This window comes from Nonomuraea spiralis (assembly GCF_014648435.1).
In the GTDB taxonomy this organism is placed as follows: Bacteria; Actinomycetota; Actinomycetes; order Streptosporangiales; family Streptosporangiaceae; genus Nonomuraea; species Nonomuraea spiralis.
In genome coordinates, this window is sequence record NZ_BMRC01000001.1 from 443,472 (window position 1) to 462,448 (window position 18,977).

Sequence of the window (18,977 nt, forward strand, 5' to 3'; positions counted from 1 at the left end):
GGTCGGACACAGGTGCAGGGTAGGGTCGTGACGCGTTCTCCCGTGGTCTTCCGGATTCCGATGCGGACGCGGTTCCGAGGACAGACCGTCAGGGAAGGCGTGCTGCTGCACGGTCCGGCGGGCTGGGGGGAGTTCTCCCCGTTCCCCGAGTACGGTCCGCGCGAGTGTGCCCGCTGGCTGGCGTGCGCCCGTGAGGCGGCCTTCGAGGGGTGGCCCGAGCCGGTGCGCGACAGCGTCCCGGTCAACGCCACCGTCCCGGCCGTCGATCCCGAGCAGGCTCATGAGCTGGTGCGGCGGTCCGGCTGCGACACGGCGAAGGTGAAGGTGGCCGAGCGCGGCCAGACGTTCGCCGAGGACCTGGCCAGGGTGGAGGCCGTACGCGACGCCCTGGGGCCGTCCGGGCGGCTGCGCGTCGACGTCAACGGCGCCTGGGAGGTCGGCGAGGCCGTCACCCGGATCAAGCGCCTCGACCGGTTCGGGCTGGAGTACGCCGAGCAGCCGTGCGCGACGCTGGAGGAGCTGGCGGCCGTGCGCAGGGCGGTCGACGTGCCGATCGCGGCCGACGAGTCGATCCGGCGCGCCGAGGACCCGCTGCGGGTCAGGGCGGCCGAGGCGGCCGACATCGCGGTGGTCAAGGTGCAGCCGCTGGGCGGGGTGCGCGCCGCGCTGCGCGTGGTGGAGTCCTGCGGGTTGCCCGCCGTGGTCTCCAGCGCGGTCGAGACGTCCGTGGGGCTGGCGGCGGGGGTCGCGCTGGCGGCGGCGTTGCCGTCGCTGCCGTACGCGTGCGGGCTCGGCACGATGTCGCTGCTGGCGGGCGACGTGGTGGCGGAGTCGCTGGTGCCCGTGGAGGGACGGCTGCCGGTCCGCCGCCCCTCGGTGAATTTTCAGCATTTGTCGGAATTTGAGATTGAATCTCCCCAGTGGCTTGGCCGGATGCAGGAGGCGTCACGTTGAACCCCGCTACCGCGCTGGCCACGGTGCTCGTCGACGAGCTGGTGCGCTGCGGCCTGACCGACGTGGTGCTCGCCCCCGGCTCACGCTCGGCCGCCCTGGCCCTGGCCCTGCACGCCGAGTCGCGGGTGCGCCTGCACGTACGCATCGACGAGCGCTCCGCGTCCTTCCTGGCGCTCGGCCTGGCCCGGCGCTCCGATCGGCCGGTGGCGCTCATCTGCTCCTCCGGCACCGCCGCGGCCAACTTCCACCCGGCCGTGATCGAGGCCAACGAGTCGGGCGCGCCGCTGCTGGTGCTCACCGCCGACCGCCCGCCCGAGCTGCGCGGCACCGGCGCCAACCAGACGATCGACCAGGTCAAGCTGTACGGCACCGCCGTACGCTGGTTCGCCGAGGTCGGCGTGCCCGAGGACCGGCCCGGGATGGTGGCCTACTGGCGTTCGCTGGCCTGCCGCGCCTACCAGCGCGCCGCCGGACCGGCCAACCCCGGCCCGGTGCACCTCAACCTGGCCTTCCGGGAGCCGATGATCCCCGACGGCGACACGAGCTGGTCCGAGCCCCTCGACGGCGGCGCCGGCGGCCCCTGGGTACGCGCCCGGGTCGCGCCCCCGCCCATCGCCCTGCACATCCCGCCCACCAGGCGCGGCGTGCTCGTGGTCGGCGACGGCGCGGCCAACGTACGGCGTTACGTGGCCGCCGCCGGCATGGCGGGCTGGCCGGTGTTGTCGGAGCCCAACGGCGGCGCCCGCTACGGCGACCACTCCATCTCCACTTACCACTACCTGCTGGGCACACCCGAGTTCGCCGACGCCCACCGCCCCGACGTGGTCGTCACGCTGGGCCGCCCGGGGTTGTCGCGCCCGCTGCTGTCGTGGCTGAGGCGGGCCGATGAGCACATCGTGGTCGCCCCCGACCTCGACCGCTGGCCCGACCCGACCAGGTCGGCCACGCAGGTCGCGCAGGCCGTGGAGATCCCGGTGGCCTCCGGCGACGACAGCTGGCTGCACGCCTGGCGGCAGGCCGACGCCGCGGTCAGGTCGGCCCTCGACGCGGTCCTGGACCGCTCCGGAACCAGCGAGCCGCGCCTGGCCCGCGACCTGGTCGACGCGCTGCCCAACGGCGCGCTGCTGTTCTGCGGCTCCTCGATGCCGATCAGGGACCTCGACCAGGCCATGCGGCCGCGGCGCGGGATCAGGCTGATGGCCAACCGGGGCGCCTCGGGCATCGACGGGCTGGTGTCCACGGCCATGGGGGCGGCGCTGGCGCACAACGGGCCCTCGTACGCGCTGCTCGGCGACCTGTCGTTCCTGCACGACCAGAACGGGCTGATCCTCGGGCCGCGCGAGCCCAGGCCGGACCTGTGCCTGGTGGTCGTCAACAACGACGGCGGCGGCATCTTCTCGCTGCTGCCGCAGGCGGCCGTCCGCGACTCGTTCGAGCGGGTCTTCGGCACGCCGCACGGCGTGGACCTGGCGTACGTGGCGGCCTCGACGGGGACGCCGTACACGCTGCTCGGGGACATCAGTGAGCTGCCCAAGGCGATGCGCGGCGAGGGGCCGCGGGTGGTGGAGGTGCGTACCGACCGCGAGGAGAACGCGGCCGTGCACGGCCGCCTGCGCGAGGTGGCCCAGGACGCCGTGCGCGAGTTCCTCAGCTCCTGAGCGCCTCCAGCAGGCGGTTGAGCGGGCTGTCGAGGCCGTAGCGGTCGGCCAGCGCGACCAGGGCCTCGGGGTCGCGCGGCTTGTCCGGCAGTGTCAGGTCGGCGGCGGGCAGCGGGGCGTCGGAGGCCACCTCGACCACACCCGGCGCGGCGTCGAGGTAGTCGCGGGCGGCGGCCAGGCGGTTGCGGCTGCCGGCCGGGAAGCCCTCGGTGAGGCCGGAGTCGAGCGCCTCCAGCAGCGCGTCGAGCGAGCCGAACCGGGTGATCAGCGCGGCGGCGGTCTTCTCGCCGACGCCGGGCACGCCGGGCAGGCCGTCGCTGGGGTCGCCGCGCAGGGTGGCGAAGTCGGCGTAGGCGCGGCCGGGGATGCCGTACTTGGCAGTGACGAACGCCTCGTCGACGAACTGCAGGTTGCGGATGCCGCGCGCGGTGTACAGGACGCGGACCGGGCGGGAGTCGTCGACGAGCTGGAACAGGTCGCGGTCGCCGGTGACGATCTCGACGGCGCCCTCGGCCTGGTGGGTGAGGGTGCCGATGACGTCGTCGGCCTCGTAGCCGGGCGACTCGGGACGGGCGATGCCGAGGGCGTCGAGGACCTCGTTGATGACGGCGATCTGCGGCACCAGCGCCTCGGGCACCTCCTCGACGTCGCCGTGGGCCACCCGGTGGGCCTTGTACGTCGGGATCGCCGCCACCCTGAAGGCGGGCCGCCAGTCGGCGTCCATCGTGGCGGCCAGCGCGGCCGGGGAGTGTCGGCGTACCAGCGTGGCGATCATGTCGATGAGGCCGCGTACCGCGTTGACCGGCGAGCCGTCGGGCGCCTTGATCGACTCGGGGATGCCGTAGAAGGCCCGGAAGTAGAGGGACGGTGTGTCCAGAAGCATGAGCACCCGTCTATGGTCGCACTCCCGCCGCCCTCCCGTCCGGCTCCGGCGCTCCCGGCCCCTCCGGCCCCTCCTGCGGCTCCGGGACGGCGACGGCCAGCAGGCAGGCGTCGTCCTCGGGGTTGGGGCCGCCGATCTGGGCCAGGAGGCGGTCGAGCCCGGCTTCGAGGTCGTGGGCCGACAGGCCGTGGGCGGCGGCGAGGACCAGCTCCAGGCCGACGTCGATGTCGCGGGTGCGCCGCTCGACCAGCCCGTCGGTGAACATCAGCAGCAGGTCGCCGGGGCGCAGCCGGGTGCGGGCCAGCTCGTAGGGGCGGCCGGAGACCGCGCCGAGCAGCACACCCGGCGGCCTGCCCAGCCTGGTCGCCAGGCCGCCGCGGACGAGGATGGGGTCGAGGTTGCCCGCCTGGCCCCAGGTGAACAGCAGCGTGGCGGGGTCGAGGTGGCCGATGACTGCCGTGGCGGTGGTGTCCTTGAGCTGGTGGAGGACCAGGTCGTTGAGCCAGGACAGCAGGCGGTCGGCGGGCTTGCCGGTCATGGTGAGGCCGACGAGCGCGTGGCGCAGGTGGGCCATATGGGCGATGGCGGGCAGGCCGTGGCCCGACACGTCGCCGATGGCCAGCAGCAGCCGGCCGTCGGGGGTGGTCGCGGCCTCGAACCAGTCGCCGCCCAGGCTCGCGGTCTTCTCGGCCGGCACGTAACGGACGGCGATCCTGGCGCCGGGCAGGTCGAGGCAGCCGGTGGGCGCGGGCAGGATGGCCTCGCGCAGCGCCAGCATCACGTTGCGCTCCTCGGCCGCCTGCTCGCGGGCCTCCAGGAGCTGGCGGCGCGACTCCGACATCATGCGCTCGGCCCGGCGGCGGCCGGTGATGTCCTGGATGACGCCGTGCATGCCGACCGGGCCGCCGGGCGCCATCAGCGGTTCGAGCACGACGCGCAGGTCGCGCAGCTCGCCCGTGCCGCGCCTGACGCGGAACTCGGCGTGGACGGGCTCGACGCCCGCCACCACGTGCCACAGCAGCCGGTCGAGCGCGTCGAGGTCGGCGGGCTCGACCATGGCGGCCAGGTCGGGAAGGGACAGCGGGCCCTCCTCGCGGTCTCTTCCGAAGATCGCGTAGACCTGGTCGGACCAGATGGCCGCGCCGGTGCGCAGGTTCCACTCGGCCCAGCCCATGTTGCCGAGCCGCTCGGCGTGGGCGAGCCGGACGGACAGCAGCTCCGCGCCGGCTCCGCGGCCCCGCTCGTGCGGGACCTCCTGCCTGACCAGCTCTGCCCGCCTGACCAGCTCTGCCGCGCCTGCGAAGTCGACCATGGCCTCACTCTCAAACTGCAGTGGAACTGGACAATTGGCCCCACACTACGTGATCGATGTGGAACGGAGTGTAGTCAGGGGTCGCTGTGTTGTGAGAAGTTTTCGCGGATTTTAGCCGTGGGCGGACAAGCGGCCTGCTGGAGTGAGGGCGCCGGTCGTCCGAGTAGATTTGGCCTGTGACGTCCTCAGACTTGTATCCCGTGTCCCGTCTGGCCGCCGCGCAGGAGGCCACCGCCAAGGCCGGGCTCGACGCCCTGCTGCTCACGCCGGGGCCCGACCTGCGTTATGTCAGCGGTTATGACGCCAAGCCGCTGGAGCGGCTGACCTGCCTCGTGGTGCCCGCCTCAGGCGAGGCGTACATGATGGTGCCGCGTCTTGAGCTGCCGGCCGCGCAGGCCTCGCCCGCCTCCCGGCTCGGGCTGGAGTTCGTGGCCTGGGACGAGACCGACGACCCCTACGCCGTCGCCGCCGCCCGGCTCGGCCGGGTGGCCAAGGTGGGGCTGGCCGACCGCATGTGGGCCATGTCGTCGCTGCGTTTCCGCGAGGTGCTGCCGGAGACCGAGCAGGTGCTGGCCGGCACGGTGCTGCGCGAGCTGCGCATGCGCAAGTCGCCCGCCGAGGTGGCGGCCCTGCGTGAGGCGGGGGAGGCCATCGACTCCGTCCACCGGCAGGTGCCGGGGCTGCTGCGCGCCGGTCGCACCGAGCGCGAGGTGGGCCGTGACATCGCCGAGCTGATCCTGGCCGCCGGCCACGACAGTGTCGACTTCGTCATCGTCGCCTCCGGGCCCAACGGCGCCAGCCCCCACCACGACGTGTCCGACCGGGTGATCCAGGCGGGCGAGCCGGTCGTGGTGGACATCGGCGGCCAGCTCCACAACGGCTACTGCTCCGACTCCACGCGCACCTACTGCGTGGGCGAGCCGCCGGCCGAGTTCGCCGCCTACTACGAGGTGCTGCGCCGCGCCCAGGACGCGGCCTGCGCGGCGGTGCGGCCGGGCGTGTCGTGCGAGTCGATCGACGCCGCGGCCCGCGACGTCATCACCGAGGCCGGCTACGGCGACTACTTCATCCACCGCACCGGCCACGGCATCGGCATCGAGACGCACGAGGAGCCGTACATCATCTCGGGCAACGGCGAGCCGCTGGAGGCCGGGTTCGCCTTCTCCGTCGAGCCCGGCATCTACCTGCCCGGCCGCCACGGCGCCCGGATCGAGGACATCGTCGTCTGCACCGAGACCGGCGGCGAGCGGCTGAACAACACGCCGCGCGAGCTGGTGACCGTCCAGCCGTAACTGGCGTGTTCACCGAGGTCAGATACGCCACCCGGCCGGGGTCGGCGCGGCCCAACGAGGACCTGGCGGTGGCCGGGCCCTCGTGGGCGGTCGTGCTCGACGGCGCCACGGCGGCGGCCGGGGCCGGCGGCGGGTGCGCCCACGGCGTCGCGTGGCTGGTCGGGCGGCTCGGCGGGGCGCTGGCCGCCGGGCTGGCCGCGGGCGGGCGCGCCCCGCTGGGCGACATCCTGGCCGAGGCCATCTCCGTCACCATGGGCGCCCACGAGGGCACCTGCGACCTGGACGATCCCGACTCCCCGTCGGCGACCGTGGCCATGCTGCGCTTCGGCGGGGGAGTGGTGGAGTACCTGGTGCTGGGGGACTCCCCGGTCGTGCTCGCGCGGGCCGGGGGCGGGACCGAGGTCATCGGGGACGACCGGGTGGAGCGGCTGCCGGGCGGGCGGCCGTACTCGCTGGAGCTGGTGCGGCGCATGCGCAACGCCGACGGCGGGTTCTGGGTGGCCTCCACCCGGCCCGAGGCCGCCGGGCGGGCGGTCAGCGGGGTGGTGGAGGCGGCGGGGTTGCGCGGCGCCGGGCTGTTCACCGACGGGGTGACGCGGCTGGTCGAGTGGTACGGGTGGAGCTGGGAGGCCGTGCTCGCCGAGCTGACCGGCGGGGGGCCGGAGGCGCTCATCTCGGCGGTGCGGGAGCTGGAGGCGGCGCGCGGGCCGGTGCGCGGCAAGCGCCACGACGACGCCACCGCCCTGTGGGCGGGTTTCCCGCTCATCGGCTGACCTGGGGCTTCTCGCGGGTGGGGCCCTCATGGCTTTCCGGGGCGGCGTACGGACTCGTGGGCTCGGGCTGGCCCCCCAGGTCGGCGATGCCTTGATCGGCAGTACGTGATCATGAAACAATTCCCCGGCAGGTGTATTCGTCCGGGGTGTTGGGGGGGCGTCGCCATGATGTGCGAACCGTCCGGGCGGCGCTAGGGTGCCCGGCGAGGAGCTGGACGAGGCGTTCAGGCTCGGCCGCACCTGCGCGCTGGCCGCCGAGTGCGGCAGGGACCTGCGGCGCTGCGCCCAGATGTACGACGGCCTGTTCCCCGCCGCGGCCTTCGACGACGAGTTCTACCACGCCCTGACCCTCGGCACCGCCTTCAGTGCCCCCTGGGCCGGCGCGGGCGGGCTGAAGGCGGTCAACCGCAGCGCCCTGTGGGTGCTGGCCGTCGGCCGCCTGGTCGACCACACCGCCACCACCCGCGAGCAGGTCGAACGGCTGACCCGCGACTGCCTGGCGGTCGCCCGCGGCGCGGTGCCGCGATCGGCGGCCACCCGTTTCCTGGCCGACCTGCGCGACGAACTGGCGACGGCCGAGAGGTTCGGCGCGGCGCGGCGGCTCTGGCACGACCAGCTCGCCAGGACCCTGGCCGGGATGGCCAGGGCGTGGGTGTGGCGGGAGACCCGCGCCGTGCCCACGCTGGAGCACTATCTTGACAACGCCGACAGCCGCGGCTCCTGCTTCGTGGACCTGTCGCACTGGATCTACACCGGCGACGGCTGGATCGGCGGCCACCTGGAGGAGGCGCGGGCGGTCAGCCGGCAGGTCCAGCGCTACCTCCACCTGCTCGGCGACGTCGCCTCCTACCGCAAGGACCTCAACTGGGGCGACCTCAACGTCCTGGGGCTCGGCGTCACCGGCGGCGAGGTCGCCGAGACGATGGACGGCCTGGCCCGCGAGGCGATCGGCCTGATCGAGGCGTTGCGCGGGTGCAGCCCCCGTACGGCCGCCTACCTGCGGCGACGGATCGGCTTCAACGCCGGCTTCACCGGTATTTCGGACTTCGGTCCTGCAACCTAACGATCTCGTCGAATATCCTGACAAGGATCTTGACTTTCCTGCACAAGTCGGGCGACTTATAGGACTACCGGCGATAAATCGTGACATTTTGTTCCTTGTAAAAATTTGTGTCTTGAGTGGAAAATGTGGCGTTGCTAGGGTGGCTCGATGCCAGGCATGTGGGACGACCTTCACAACGTGCCTTGACAGATACCACTGACCATGGGCGAAGGTCGCACGTGCGCGCGGACCTGTACGGGCGGTGCTGGATGGAATTCGGTCGCGTCGACCGCTGGCGGCTCCCGACCGCCATCAAGATCTTGATCGCGGGCGGGTTCGGCGCGGGCAAGACCACGATGGTCGGCGCCGTGTCCGAGACCCGCCCGCTGCGCACGGAAGAGGCGCTCACCCACGTCGGCACGCACGTGGACGACCTGTCGGGCGTCGAGCGCAAGCTCACCACGACCGTCGCCATGGACTTCGGCCGCATCACCATCCGCGACGACTACATGCTCTACCTGTTCGGCACCCCGGGCCAGGAACGTTTCTGGTTCGTGTGGGACGAGCTGGCCATGGGCGCGCTGGGCGCCGTCGTGCTGGCCGACACCCGCCGCCTGGCCGACTGCTTCCCGGCCGTCGACTACTTCGAGAAGCGCGCGCAGCCGTTCATCATCGCGCTCAACTGCTTCGACGGCACCAGGCCCTTCACCGTGGGTGAGGTGCGCCAGGCCATCGGGCTGGAGCCCGACGTCCCCATCGTGCTGTGCGACGCCCGCAGGCGCGACTCGGGCCGCCAGGTGCTCATCACCCTGGTCGAGCACGCGATGAACAGAGGGGTCGCTCCCGTCGGGACCATGTCGTGACCATCACCGGCTACCTTTGACCGATGGAGGAGATCGACCGCCGGATCGTCACGCTGCTCGCCCACGACGGCCGCATGAGTTTCACCGACCTGGCCAGGGAGACCGGGCTCTCCGTCTCCGCGGTCCACCAGCGCGTACGCCGTCTGGAGAAGCGCGGGGTCGTCCGCGGCTACGCCGCCATCATCGACCACGACGCGATCGGCCTGCCGCTGACCGCGTTCGTCTCGATCAAGCCGATCGACCCCGCCGCCCCCGACGACGCCCCCGTACGGCTGGCCCACCTGAGCGCCATCGAGGCCTGCCACAGCGTCGCCGGGGACGAGAGCTACATCCTCAAGGTCCGGGTGGCCTCGCCGGTGGCGCTGGAGGACCTGCTCCAGCAGATCCGCGCCTCGGCCAACGTCTCCACCCGTACGACGGTGGTCCTGAGCACCCCCTACGAGCACCGCGCCCTCGTCGCGGCCCCCGAGACCACCCCCGGCGAGGCCGGGCAGGACGCCTCGGCCTGACCGGCCCCCGCAGGCGCCCCCGGGCCGGTCAGCGGCGGACCGGGGGCTCGAAACGCGCCCGCAGGCGGGCCAGCGCGGCCTCCGGGGCGCCCAGGTGATCCAGCCCCAGCAACGCCGCGCCCGCCACCGGCGGCAGGTCCGGCACCACCAACTTGGCCTGCGCCGCCCTGGCCGCGAACGCCGACTCCAGCAGCGAGGTCAGCAGCGGGTCCCCGGCGGTCAGCATGCCGCCGCCGAGCACCACCTCGACCGGCGTCTCCAGCAGGCCGAGCCGCCGCAGGCACACCTCGGCCATCACGGTCACCTCCTCGGCCTGCCGCCCGGCCAGCTCGCGGGCGAGCGCGTCACCGGCCGCCGCGACGGCCAGCACGCCGGGGGCCAGCTCGTGCAGCCGTCCCTCGTCCACGCGGCCGAAGTGCAGGTCGAGCACCAGTTCCTCGACGGTCGCCGTGCCGAAGTGGGTGGTGACGAGCTCCACCAGGGCGGTCGGCGCGCCGCGGCCGTCCTCGGCGCGCACCGCGTGCCACAATGCCTCCTCGGCGACGCCCTGGCCGCCGCCCCAGTCGCCGCTGAGGCGGCCGAGCGAGGGGAAGCGGGCCACCTGGCCGGTGGGGGAGACGCCGATCGCGTTGATGCCCGCGCCGCACACCACCGCGACCCCCCACGGGGCCGAGGTGCCGGCCCGCAGCAGCGCGAAGGTGTCGTTGCGCACCACCACGTCGCCGAACCCGCGCGCGGCGAACTCCGCCGCCAGCGCCTCCTCCTCCACCGGGAAGTCGGCCCCGGCCAGGCAGGCCGACACGTGCTCGAACGCCGGGGCCGGCACACCGCAGCGGTCCGCGGCCTGCGCCACCACGTCCACGGCCGCCGCCACGCCCGCGCTCTGCGGCTCGAAGGGGCCTGTCCGGGCGGTCGCGACCACCTCGCCGTCGGCCGCGACCACCGCGACGTCGGTCTTGCTGTTGCCGCCGTCGACGGCCAGGAGCAGCCGGGGGCCCGCCACTAGTCCACCGTCCAGGGCAGGTGCGCGCGGTTGGCCTCCAGCAGCAGGCCCGTCAGCTCCTCGGCGATCTCGTCCTGGCCGATCAGCGGGTGCGCCAGCAGGGCGTCGCGCACCCGGTCGGCGCCGCCCTGGCGGGCGGCCTCCAGGGCCAGGGTCTCGTACGCCGACACGTGCGCGATCAGCCCCGCGTACAGCGGCTCGACGGGTGGCATCGGCAGCGGCGCGGCGCCGGCCGCGGTGATCGCGGCGGGCACCTCGATGACCGCGTCGTCGTCCAGGAAGGGCAGTGTGCCCCGGTTGCGCACGTTGACGACCTGGGTGTCGCCGCGGTCGCCGAGCAGCGAGGCGATCAGCGCCACGGCCGACTCTGAGTAGAAGGCGCCGCCCCGCTGGGCCAGCAGCTCGGGCTTGGTCACCACCGACGGGTCGCCGTACATCTCCAGCAGCCGCCTCTCCATCTCCGCCACCTCGGCCGCCCGCGACGGCTTGGCGCGCTGCTCGCTCACCACCGCGTCGTGGGCGTAGAAGTAGCGCAGGTAGTAGGACGGGACGGCACCCAGCCGCCTGATCAGCTCCAGCCGCAGCCCGAGGGCGGCGGCGATCTCCTCGCCGCCCCGCTCGATGATCTCGGGCAGCACGTCCCGGCCGTCGAGGTAGACGGCCCGCTCCCAGCTGAGGTGGTTCAGCCCGACGTGGCCGAGCGTCAGGCGCGCGGGGTCCACGCCCAGGCCCTCGGCGAAGTGGCGCTGGAACCCGATCGCCACGTTGCACAGCCCGATGGCCCGGTGGCCGGCGTCGAGCAGCGCCCTGGTGACGATCCCGACCGGGTTGGTGAAGTCGATGATCCAGGCGTCGGGCGCCTCCCGGCGTACGGTCTCGGCCAGCTCCAGCACGACCGGGACCGTACGCAGCGCCTTGGCCAGGCCGCCCGCGCCCGTCGTCTCCTGGCCCACGCAGCCGCAGCGCAGCGGCAGGGTCTCGTCCACGTTCCTGGCCGCCTGCCCGCCCACCCGCAGCTGGAACAGCACGACCTGCGCCCCCGCGACCCCCTCGGCCACCGAGGACGTGGCCAGCACGCGCGCCGGATGCCCGGCGTGCGCCAGCATGCGCCGCGACATCCCCGACACCAGCTCCAGACGGGACGGATCCGGATCGACCAGGGCGATCTCCGTCACCGGCAGCTCGTCCCGCAGCCGCGCGAACCCGTCGATCAGCTCCGGCGTGTACGTCGAGCCGCCCCCGACCACGGCGAGTTTCAACCCTTCACTCCTGTCAAGGTCACGCCCTCGATGAACACCTTCTGGGCGAAGAAGAACACGATGATCACCGGGGCGGTCACCAGCAGGGTGGCGGCCATGGTGAGGTTCCACTGCACGCTGTGGAACGCCTTGAACGTGGCCAGGCCGAGCGACAGCGTCCAGCCCTCCTGTTCCACGCCGGCGTACAGCAGCGGGCCGTAGTAGTCGTTCCAGCAGTAGAAGAACTGGAACAGGGCGACGGCGGCGACCGCCGGGCGGGCCATCGGCAGGATCACCCGCAGCAACGTCCGGACGTCCGAGCAGCCGTCCACCTTCGCCGCGTCGATGTACTCGCGCGGGATCGTGATCAGGAACTGCCGGAGCAGGAAGATCGAGAACGCGTCGCCGAACAACATCGGCAGGATCAGCGGCCACAGGCTGTCGGTCAGCCCCAGCCGCGCCCACACCAGGTAGATCGGCACCGCGATGACCTGCGGCGGCAACATCATCGCGGTGATCACCAGCAGGAACGCCGCCCGCCGCCCCCGGAACCGGAACCGGGCCAGCGCGTAGGCCACCGGGACCGAGGAGACCAGCGTGAACACCGTGCCGAGGCCCGCGTACAGCAGGGTGTTGATCCCCCAGCGCAGCAGCTTCGACTTCTCGAACACCACCACGAAGTTGTCGAAGTTCCACGTACGCGGCCACAGGTCGCCGGTCAGCGCCTGCTCGTCGGTCATCAGCGCGGTCAGCGTCAGGAACACCACCGGCGCCAGGAACATCAGGGCCAGCACGATCGCCGTCGCGTGCGTGGCGATCCACACCAGCGTGCGCCGCCGCCGCGCCCTGGCGCCCGCCCGCCGCGCGGGCGCCACCGGCGGGGCCGGGGCGGTCATGGTCGCGCTCATATCGCCTCCTCGGCCCGGCGGAACTGCCGCAGCAGGATCAATGTGAAGATCATCGACGTGGCGAACAGCAGCAGCGCCAGCACGCACGCGTAGCCCATCGTCCAGTCGCGGAACCCCGACTGGAACAACCACTGCGGCAGCGTCAGCAGCGACTCGTCCGGGTAGCCGGGGGTGAAGGCCGAGCCGGGGGAGTCGGTCGAGCCCGAGGCCACCCTGGAGGCGATCATCGCCTGCGTGAAGTACTGCAGGGCGTAGATGACGTTGGTGACCAGGGCGAACATCAGCACCGGCGCGATCGTCGGCAGGGTCACGCTGCGGAACTGCCGCCAGGCGCCGGCGCCGTCGATGGCCGCGGCCTCGTACAGGTGCTTGGGGACGTCCAGCAGCGCCGCCATGAAGATCACGGCGAGCTGGCCGCAGCTCCACAGCGACAACAGCGTCAGGCTCGGCTTGGACCAGGCCGGGTCGCCGAACCAGTCGGGCCCGTGGATCCCGAACAGGGCCAGGAACTTGTTCCACGGCCCGGTCGCCGGGTTCATCAGGAAGACGAACGTGATCGTCCCGGCCGCCAGCGGGACCAGCGAGGGCAGGTAGAAGATCGTCCGCAGGATGCCGATCCCGGCCTTCAGCCTGACCACGAGCTGGGCCAGGGCCAGGGAGAACAACACCGTGGCGGGCACCATGATCGCCACCAGCCACAACGTGTTCTTCGCCGACATCCCGACCCTCGGGTCGTGCAGCAGGTACGCGTAGTTGTCCAGCCCGATGAACTCCGGCGTGCTGGTCATGTCGTAGCGGTAGAAGGAGAAGTACACCGTGGACAACAGCGGATAGACGAAGAAGACCGACACTCCGACGATCCACGGCGACAACCACAGCAGGGCGCGCAGGCCCTCACCGCGCCGCCATCGCGACGGCGCGGCGTGAGGGGACGAGGCCATCGCGGATCAGCCCCCGGACAGCTTCAGCTTGTCGTCGATCTGCTTGTCCACGCCCTTGAGCCCGGCGTCCAGATCGGTGACCGCGCCCTTCTCCCACTTGACGACGAAGGTCGCCAGCGCCTCCTGGTTGAAGACGCTGTTGACGCTCGGCGGCAGCGTCGACGTCTTGGGGTGGGCGAAGACGTCGAGGAAGGTCGCGAAGTTCGCGTCCTTGGTCAGGTCGGGCGATTCCATCGCGGCCTTGGTGGTCGGCACGTTGCGCAGCGCGTTGGACAGCGTCACCAGCGAACTGGTGTCGGTGGTCAGGTACTTGACCAGCTCCCACGCCTGCTGCGGGTTCTTGGCGCCCTTGGGCACGCCGATCACGGTGCCGGCGGTGAAGCCGCTGCCGTACAGGTCGGGTTTGTCGTCGGCGACGGGCAGGGGAGCGGTGGCGTAGTCGAGGTCCTTGGCGTCGTTGGCGATCATGGCGTTGCGCCACTCGCCGTCCAGGACCATGGCCACCTTGCCCTTGTAGAACGGGTGGTCGGCGCTCCACTCGTCGCCCAGGCTCTTGCGGAACTTCTCCAGCTTGTCGTAGCCGTACCAGTCGATGAGGTCCTTCTGCCAGCGCAGCAGCGCCTTCCACGCCGGGTCGGTGCCGACGGCCGAGGTGCCGTCGGCGTTGTACCAGGTGGCGCCGACCATGGGGGCGAGGTGGCTGGGGCTGTTCTCGTAGTACTGGGTGCTGGGGATGAACCCGGCCACCTTGATGTCGCCGTTCGCGTCCCGGACGGTCAGCTTCTTGGCCAGGTCGGCCAGCTCGGTCAGCGTCTTGGGCGGCTGGCTGCCCTTCATCAGGGCCTTGTTGTAGTACATGCCGTACGCATCGGCCAGCAGCGGCAGCGTGCACTGCCGGCCGCCGAAGCCGGTGTAGGAACGTGCCACCTCGGGCAACACCGACAGGTCGATCCCGTCCTGCTTGATCACCGGTGTGAGGTCTTGGAACGATCCCGACTTACACCATTGGGCCACGTTGTCCGTGGTGAACGAGGCCGCCACGTCCGGCGCGTTGCCGCCCCGGATGGCCTGCGTGATCTGGTCGTCCTGGACGCCCTTGGTGGCCTTGACGGTGATCTGCGGGAACTTGGCCTGGAATCCGGCGATGGCCTGCTCGAACGCCTTGACCTCGGCGTCGGTGGAGAATCCGTGCCAGAGCTGGATGGTGGCCGCCGGGAGGGCCGCTGAGGCCGAGCCCGAGGGCCGGGGCTGGGAGCCGAGCGAGGGCCCGGCCTCCCTGCCGGCGGTGCAGGCGGTGAGCGCGAGGATCGCGACGGCCGCCAAGGGGACGAAGCGCACTGGGGGTGCCTCCTGCTGCTGGGGGGTCATGAAGGAGAGAGTGCGGAACGGGAAGAAAAGGGGCTTACGACGGGACGGTGGAGCTGAAGACCTCGTCGCGTACGGTGTCGAGGGCCAGGTCGAGCGCGCCGGCCAGCACGGGGTTGCCCTCCACGCTCGACAGGCGCACGGCGGGCCTCGGGATGGTCAGGGCGTGCAGCTCGTGCTCGACCAGCTCGCGCAGCGGCTCGCCGCCCGACAGCACGACGCCGCCGGTCAGCACGATCAGGCCGGGATCGATGACGGAGGTGATGGCCGCCAGGCCCACGGCAAGCCGGGCGGCGATGTCGCGCAGCCCGGCCTTGGCGTCGTCGGCCTTGTGCCCCGAGCCCTCCGCCACGCGCACCGCCTTGGCGATGGCCTGGCGGAAGTCGGTGCCGTGCACGCCGTACGAGCGCAGCAGCCGCAACACGGCCGGGCCGCCGGTCAGCGCCTGGTAGCCGTGGTTGGCGTAGCGGCCGGCCTCGCGGGCCGTGGGCGCGCCCGGGGTCGGCATGTAACCCACCTCGCCCGCGCCGCCGGTCGCGCCCCTGTGCATGCGCCCGCCGAACACGATGGCCGAGCCGATGCCCTCGTCCGCCCACAGCAGGACGAAGTCGGAGTGCCCGCGGGCCGCGCCGTGCGCCTGTTCGGCGAGGGCGACCAGGTTGACGTTGTTCTCCACGTCCACGGCCACGCCGAGACCCGCGCTGAGGGTGGGCACCAGGTCGTCGATCTGCCAGCCGGGGACGTCCTTGGCGGCGGCGTAGCCGAGCCTGCCGGTCGCCGGGTCGATGGCCGCCTGCACGCCGATCACGACCCGTCGCAGCTTGTCCGGCGGGTTCGCCCCGGCCAGCGCCGCGCCCAGCCGGTCGACCAGCTCGCCGCCCGGCCGCCGGGGTGTCGGCAGCGTGTACGAGCCCACGACCGTCCCGGTGATGTCGGCGACGCGGGCCTCGATACGGTCGGGGGCGACGTCGAGCGCGCCCACGTAGGCCGCGGCCGGGTTGATCCGGTAGACCTCGGCGGTACGGCCCGGCAGGCCCTCCCTGATGCCGTCCAGCACGACCAGGCCGGCCTCCTGGAGGCGCGACAGGAGCTGGGAGGCGGTCGGCTTGGACAGGCCCGTCAGGGCGCCCAGCTCCGGACGGGTCAGCGACCCGCGTTCGAGGAGCGCCCGCAGGGCCGCGCGGTCGTTGATCGCACGCAGCAGACTGGGCGTCCCGGGAACTGGACCGCTCATCAAGAGGACTCCTTCACGCGAAGTTAGGAAACTTTCCTAACTCGTGAACATAGGGAGTTCTCCCATACTGGTCAAGAGGGCGAAACCAAGCCGTGACCCGGCAGGGGGAAGGGAAGATGGGAGTGCCTCGACAGGCATGCTAATGTCGTCGTTTGTAGTAACAACAAGCAGAATGGCCCGGAGTGTCCCATTAACCACAATAATGGTCAGGCGGCAACTCGTCAAACGGAGCTCGCCAAGGAGCAGACGTACGTCACCGGTCTCTACGACCGCCTCGACGAGCTGCGCGAGCGCACCCAACGCCGGCTGAAGGAGGTGCTGGCCACAGGCGCCGTCGGCACGATGCAGAACAGATCCGAACGCGACTCCTTCGCCGACATGTACGCCGGCCGCCTGGCCCGGCTATGGGCGGTGGAGCGCGGCCTGGTTTTCGGTCGTCTCGATCACACCGACGAGGGGCGGCTCTACATCGGCAAGCTCGGCCTCACCGACGACGAGCAGCGCCGCCTGCTCATCGACTGGCGCGCGCCGGTCGCGCAGCCGTTCTACCGCGCCACGCCCGCCGCGCCTATGGGCGTGACCAGGCGCCGCCACCTGCAGACCAGGGAACGGGCCGTCGTCGGCGTCGACGACGACCTGCTCGACCTCGACGCGCTGACCGACGACGACCGCGCCACGCTCAACGGCGAGGCCGCGCTGCTGGCCGCCCTCGACGAGCACCGCACCGGACGCATGCGCGACATCGTCGCCACCATCCAGTCCGAGCAGGACCGCGTCATCCGCAGCGACCTGAACGGCGTCCTGGTCGTGCAGGGCGGGCCCGGCACCGGGAAGACCGTCGTGGCCCTCCACCGAGCCGCGTACCTGCTCTACACCCACCGTGAGCGCCTGGAGCGCCGCGGCGTGCTCATCCTCGGCCCGAACCTCACCTTCCTGCGCTACATCGAGCAGGTGCTGCCCTCGCTCGGCGAGACCGACGTGCTGCTGTCCACGGTCGGCGAGCTGTACCCGGGCGTGACCGCCACCCGGCGCGACCGTCCGGAGGTGGCCGCGGTCAAGGGCGACCCGCGGATGGCCGAGGTGATCGCGCGGGCCGTGCGCGACCGGCAGAAGGTGCCGCGCAAGCCCATCGAGCTGACGATGGGCCGGCTGACGCTCACCATCGACCGCGCCATGCTCGACGGGGCCAAGAACAAGGCCACCCGCTCGCGCCGCCCGCACAACCAGGCGCGCGCGGTGTTCGTCAGGTCGCTGCTGAACGCGCTGGCCCGCCAGCAGGCACGCAAGATCGGCAAGGGGCTCATCGACGACGACGAGCTGGCCGACCTGCGCGAGGAGCTGCGTACCGAGCCGGTGGTCAAGTCGGCGCTGAACCGGCTGTGGCCGTACCTGACGCCCCAGCGGCTGCTGCTCGGCCTGTACGGCTCGCCCGAGCGGCTCGATTCGGCGGGCGCCGCGCTGACCCCGCGGGAGCGGGCGTTGCTGCGCCGCGACTCGGCCGAGTGGACCGACGCCGACGTGCCGCTGCTGGACGAGGCCGCCGACCTGCTCGGCGACATCGACGAGCAGGTGCTGCGCGCCTCGGCGATGCAGGCCGAGGAGGAGCTGGCCGCCGCCCGCCAGGCCGAGGAGCACCAGCGCGAGGCCGAGCTGGCCTACGCGCGCGAGGTGCTGGAGCTGACCGGCCTGTCCGACGTCATGGAGGCCGAGCGTCTGGCCGAGCGGCAGCGCGGCGACGGTCCGTACCTGACCACCGCCGAACGTGCCGCCGCCGACCGCACCTGGGCCTACGGCCACGTGATCGTGGACGAGGCGCAGGAGTTGTCGCCGATGGCCTGGCGGGCGGTCATGCGGCGCTGCCCGACGCGCTCGATGACGATCGTCGGCGACATCGCCCAGACCGGGTCGGCCGCCGGGGCGCGGTCGTGGTCGCAGGTGCTGGACCCGTACGTGGCCGGACGGTGGCGCCAGGAGCGGCTGACCGTCAACTATCGTACGCCGGTGGAGCTCATGGAGGTGGCCGCACGCGTGCTGGCCACCATCGACCCCGCCCTGGAGGCGCCGGCGTCCGTACGCGAGCTCGGCGCGCGGCCGTGGGCGGCGCCGCTGTCGGCCCTGCCCGAGCTGGCCGTGGCCGAGGTGGGCGAGGGCGGCGACGGGGGCAAGGTCGCGGTGGTCGTGCCCGACGCGCTGCTCGACACGCTCGGCGCCCAGGTGGTGTCGGCCGTGGAGGGCGCCGTGGTGGTCACGCCCGGCGCCGGACGGGCCAAGGGGGCGGCCGCCCTGGACGCGCCCCTGGCCGTGATGGGCGTGGCCGACGCCAAGGGGCTGGAGTTCGACTCGGTGATCGTGGCCGAACCGGACCTCATCGCCGCCCAGTCGCCGCGCGGGCTGAGCGACCTGTACGTCGCTCTCACGCGTGCCACGCAACGGCTCGGGATCGTCCATGAAAAGCCGTTGTCGCAGGCTCTGTCGGGCCTGCCGGGCAGGTCGCCGACGTCGGCAAATGGGCTTTGACCCGCTTTAAGATGGCAGGCCGAACATGCCCCACCTGCGGAAACTTGGTGTTTCTGCTGATCGGGACACGGTTGACATCTGAGGTGGAGTCGGTAGTTTGCTGCGCAGTCCAGCACGGGACTTGGCCGGTTGGCCGTCTCTGACATCGTCGGATCCTGCGTCCGTGACGGAGCGTGACTTCGTCCACACAGCCAGGTGCAGGGCCGTCGGTCCGTCGAGTCGGGGCACCCCAACCGGTTGGGGGGTTGGACCCGGGACGGGTCCGGGAGCCCAGTAGACAACGGAATTCCGCGCTCGCCGCCGACGAGACGGGTCCGGTCCGAAGGGTTTCCGGGCCCTCTTCCCGCTCTCGTGCGCTGGATCGCGGATCGCGCCGGGTGATCCCGTCCCGAACGGGATCACCCAGCCGGCCCGCCCTCGCCTTCGCCGCCCGCCCATCCCCTCCGGGGCTTCTCGGGAAGGGCTGTTTTCGATCTACGTGTGCG

16 protein-coding genes are annotated in these 18,977 nt (G+C 72.2%); 8 read left to right on the top strand and 8 right to left on the bottom strand.

The window, feature by feature from the left end:
* Nucleotides 1-60 precede the first annotated feature (60 nt).
* On the top strand, nt 61-954 hold the full coding sequence (locus IEZ27_RS02015; protein ID WP_229823206.1) for an o-succinylbenzoate synthase: 894 nt from the start codon (nt 61-63) through the stop codon (nt 952-954).
* Nucleotides 951-2,612 (top strand): 2-succinyl-5-enolpyruvyl-6-hydroxy-3-cyclohexene-1-carboxylic-acid synthase, encoded by a 1,662-nt coding sequence (gene menD, locus IEZ27_RS02020; protein WP_189645595.1) that lies wholly within the window; start codon nt 951-953, stop codon nt 2,610-2,612. The genes IEZ27_RS02015 and menD overlap by 4 nt, the downstream gene beginning before the upstream one ends.
* Here menD and IEZ27_RS02025 read toward each other — a convergent pair.
* Together IEZ27_RS02025 and IEZ27_RS02030 are read right to left on the bottom strand one after the other, a co-directional pair.
* The gene (locus tag IEZ27_RS02025) at nt 2,602-3,495 is read right to left on the bottom strand and encodes a 5'-3' exonuclease (RefSeq protein ID WP_189645933.1); all 894 of its coding nucleotides are present in this window, start codon (nt 3,493-3,495) and stop codon (nt 2,602-2,604) included. The two genes, menD and IEZ27_RS02025, sit on opposite strands and share 11 nt — an antisense overlap.
* A 10-nt stretch (nt 3,496-3,505) precedes the next feature.
* Nucleotides 3,506-4,807, bottom strand: coding sequence for a PP2C family protein-serine/threonine phosphatase (locus IEZ27_RS02030; protein ID WP_189645596.1), 1,302 nt, complete (start codon nt 4,805-4,807; stop codon nt 3,506-3,508).
* 191 nt (nt 4,808-4,998) lie between these two features.
* Here IEZ27_RS02030 and IEZ27_RS02035 point away from each other — a divergent pair, with 191 nt between their 5' ends.
* The 5 genes from IEZ27_RS02035 (at nt 4,999) to IEZ27_RS02055 (ending at nt 9,286) form a co-directional block, all read left to right on the top strand.
* Complete coding sequence (locus tag IEZ27_RS02035; protein WP_189645934.1) at nt 4,999-6,099, top strand: M24 family metallopeptidase; 1,101 nt, start codon at nt 4,999-5,001, stop codon at nt 6,097-6,099.
* 5 nt (nt 6,100-6,104) lie between these two features.
* Nucleotides 6,105-6,872 carry a protein phosphatase 2C domain-containing protein gene (locus IEZ27_RS02040; RefSeq protein WP_189645597.1) on the top strand — a complete coding sequence of 256 codons (768 nt, stop codon included), beginning with the start codon at nt 6,105-6,107 and terminating at the stop codon, nt 6,870-6,872.
* 196 nt (nt 6,873-7,068) lie between these two features.
* Nucleotides 7,069-7,935: a terpene synthase family protein gene (locus tag IEZ27_RS02045; protein ID WP_189645598.1), complete on the top strand. Its 867-nt coding sequence runs from the start codon at nt 7,069-7,071 to the stop codon at nt 7,933-7,935.
* Nucleotides 7,936-8,183: 248 nt separating this feature from the next.
* Nucleotides 8,184-8,777, top strand: coding sequence for a GTP-binding protein (locus IEZ27_RS02050; protein WP_189645599.1), 594 nt, complete (start codon nt 8,184-8,186; stop codon nt 8,775-8,777).
* A gap of 23 nt (nt 8,778-8,800) precedes the next feature.
* On the top strand, nt 8,801-9,286 hold the full coding sequence (locus IEZ27_RS02055) for an Lrp/AsnC family transcriptional regulator (protein WP_189645600.1): 486 nt from the start codon (nt 8,801-8,803) through the stop codon (nt 9,284-9,286).
* 28 nt (nt 9,287-9,314) lie between these two features.
* Here the strand turns inward: IEZ27_RS02055 and IEZ27_RS02060 are convergent, their stop codons facing one another.
* Genes IEZ27_RS02060 through IEZ27_RS02085 form a run of 6 tightly spaced genes read right to left on the bottom strand, consistent with a single transcriptional unit; the run spans nt 9,315 to nt 15,975 of the window.
* Nucleotides 9,315-10,289, bottom strand: a complete 975-nt coding sequence (locus IEZ27_RS02060; RefSeq protein WP_189645601.1) for an N-acetylglucosamine kinase — start codon at nt 10,287-10,289, stop codon at nt 9,315-9,317.
* On the bottom strand, nt 10,289-11,548 hold the full coding sequence (locus tag IEZ27_RS02065) for a 6-phospho-beta-glucosidase (RefSeq protein WP_189645602.1): 1,260 nt from the start codon (nt 11,546-11,548) through the stop codon (nt 10,289-10,291). The genes IEZ27_RS02060 and IEZ27_RS02065 overlap by 1 nt, the downstream gene beginning before the upstream one ends.
* A complete protein-coding gene (locus IEZ27_RS02070; RefSeq protein ID WP_189645603.1) occupies nt 11,545-12,435 on the bottom strand; it encodes a carbohydrate ABC transporter permease in 891 nt (296 codons plus the stop codon). Before IEZ27_RS02070 ends, IEZ27_RS02065 begins: the two co-directional genes overlap by 4 nt.
* Nucleotides 12,432-13,376 (bottom strand): carbohydrate ABC transporter permease, encoded by a 945-nt coding sequence (locus IEZ27_RS02075; RefSeq protein ID WP_125637429.1) that lies wholly within the window; start codon nt 13,374-13,376, stop codon nt 12,432-12,434. Before IEZ27_RS02075 ends, IEZ27_RS02070 begins: the two co-directional genes overlap by 4 nt.
* Nucleotides 13,377-13,382: 6 nt before the next feature.
* Entirely contained in the window at nt 13,383-14,744 is a 1,362-nt protein-coding gene (locus IEZ27_RS02080; RefSeq protein WP_229823083.1) for an ABC transporter substrate-binding protein, read from the bottom strand.
* Nucleotides 14,745-14,778: 34 nt separating this feature from the next.
* Nucleotides 14,779-15,975: an ROK family transcriptional regulator gene (locus tag IEZ27_RS02085; protein WP_189645604.1), complete on the bottom strand. Its 1,197-nt coding sequence runs from the start codon at nt 15,973-15,975 to the stop codon at nt 14,779-14,781.
* Nucleotides 15,976-16,290: 315 nt separating this feature from the next.
* Between IEZ27_RS02085 and IEZ27_RS02090 the strand changes: the two genes are divergently transcribed.
* A complete protein-coding gene (locus IEZ27_RS02090; protein WP_229823084.1) occupies nt 16,291-18,492 on the top strand; it encodes a HelD family protein in 2,202 nt (733 codons plus the stop codon).
* The last annotated feature ends 485 nt before the right edge of the window (nt 18,493-18,977 follow it).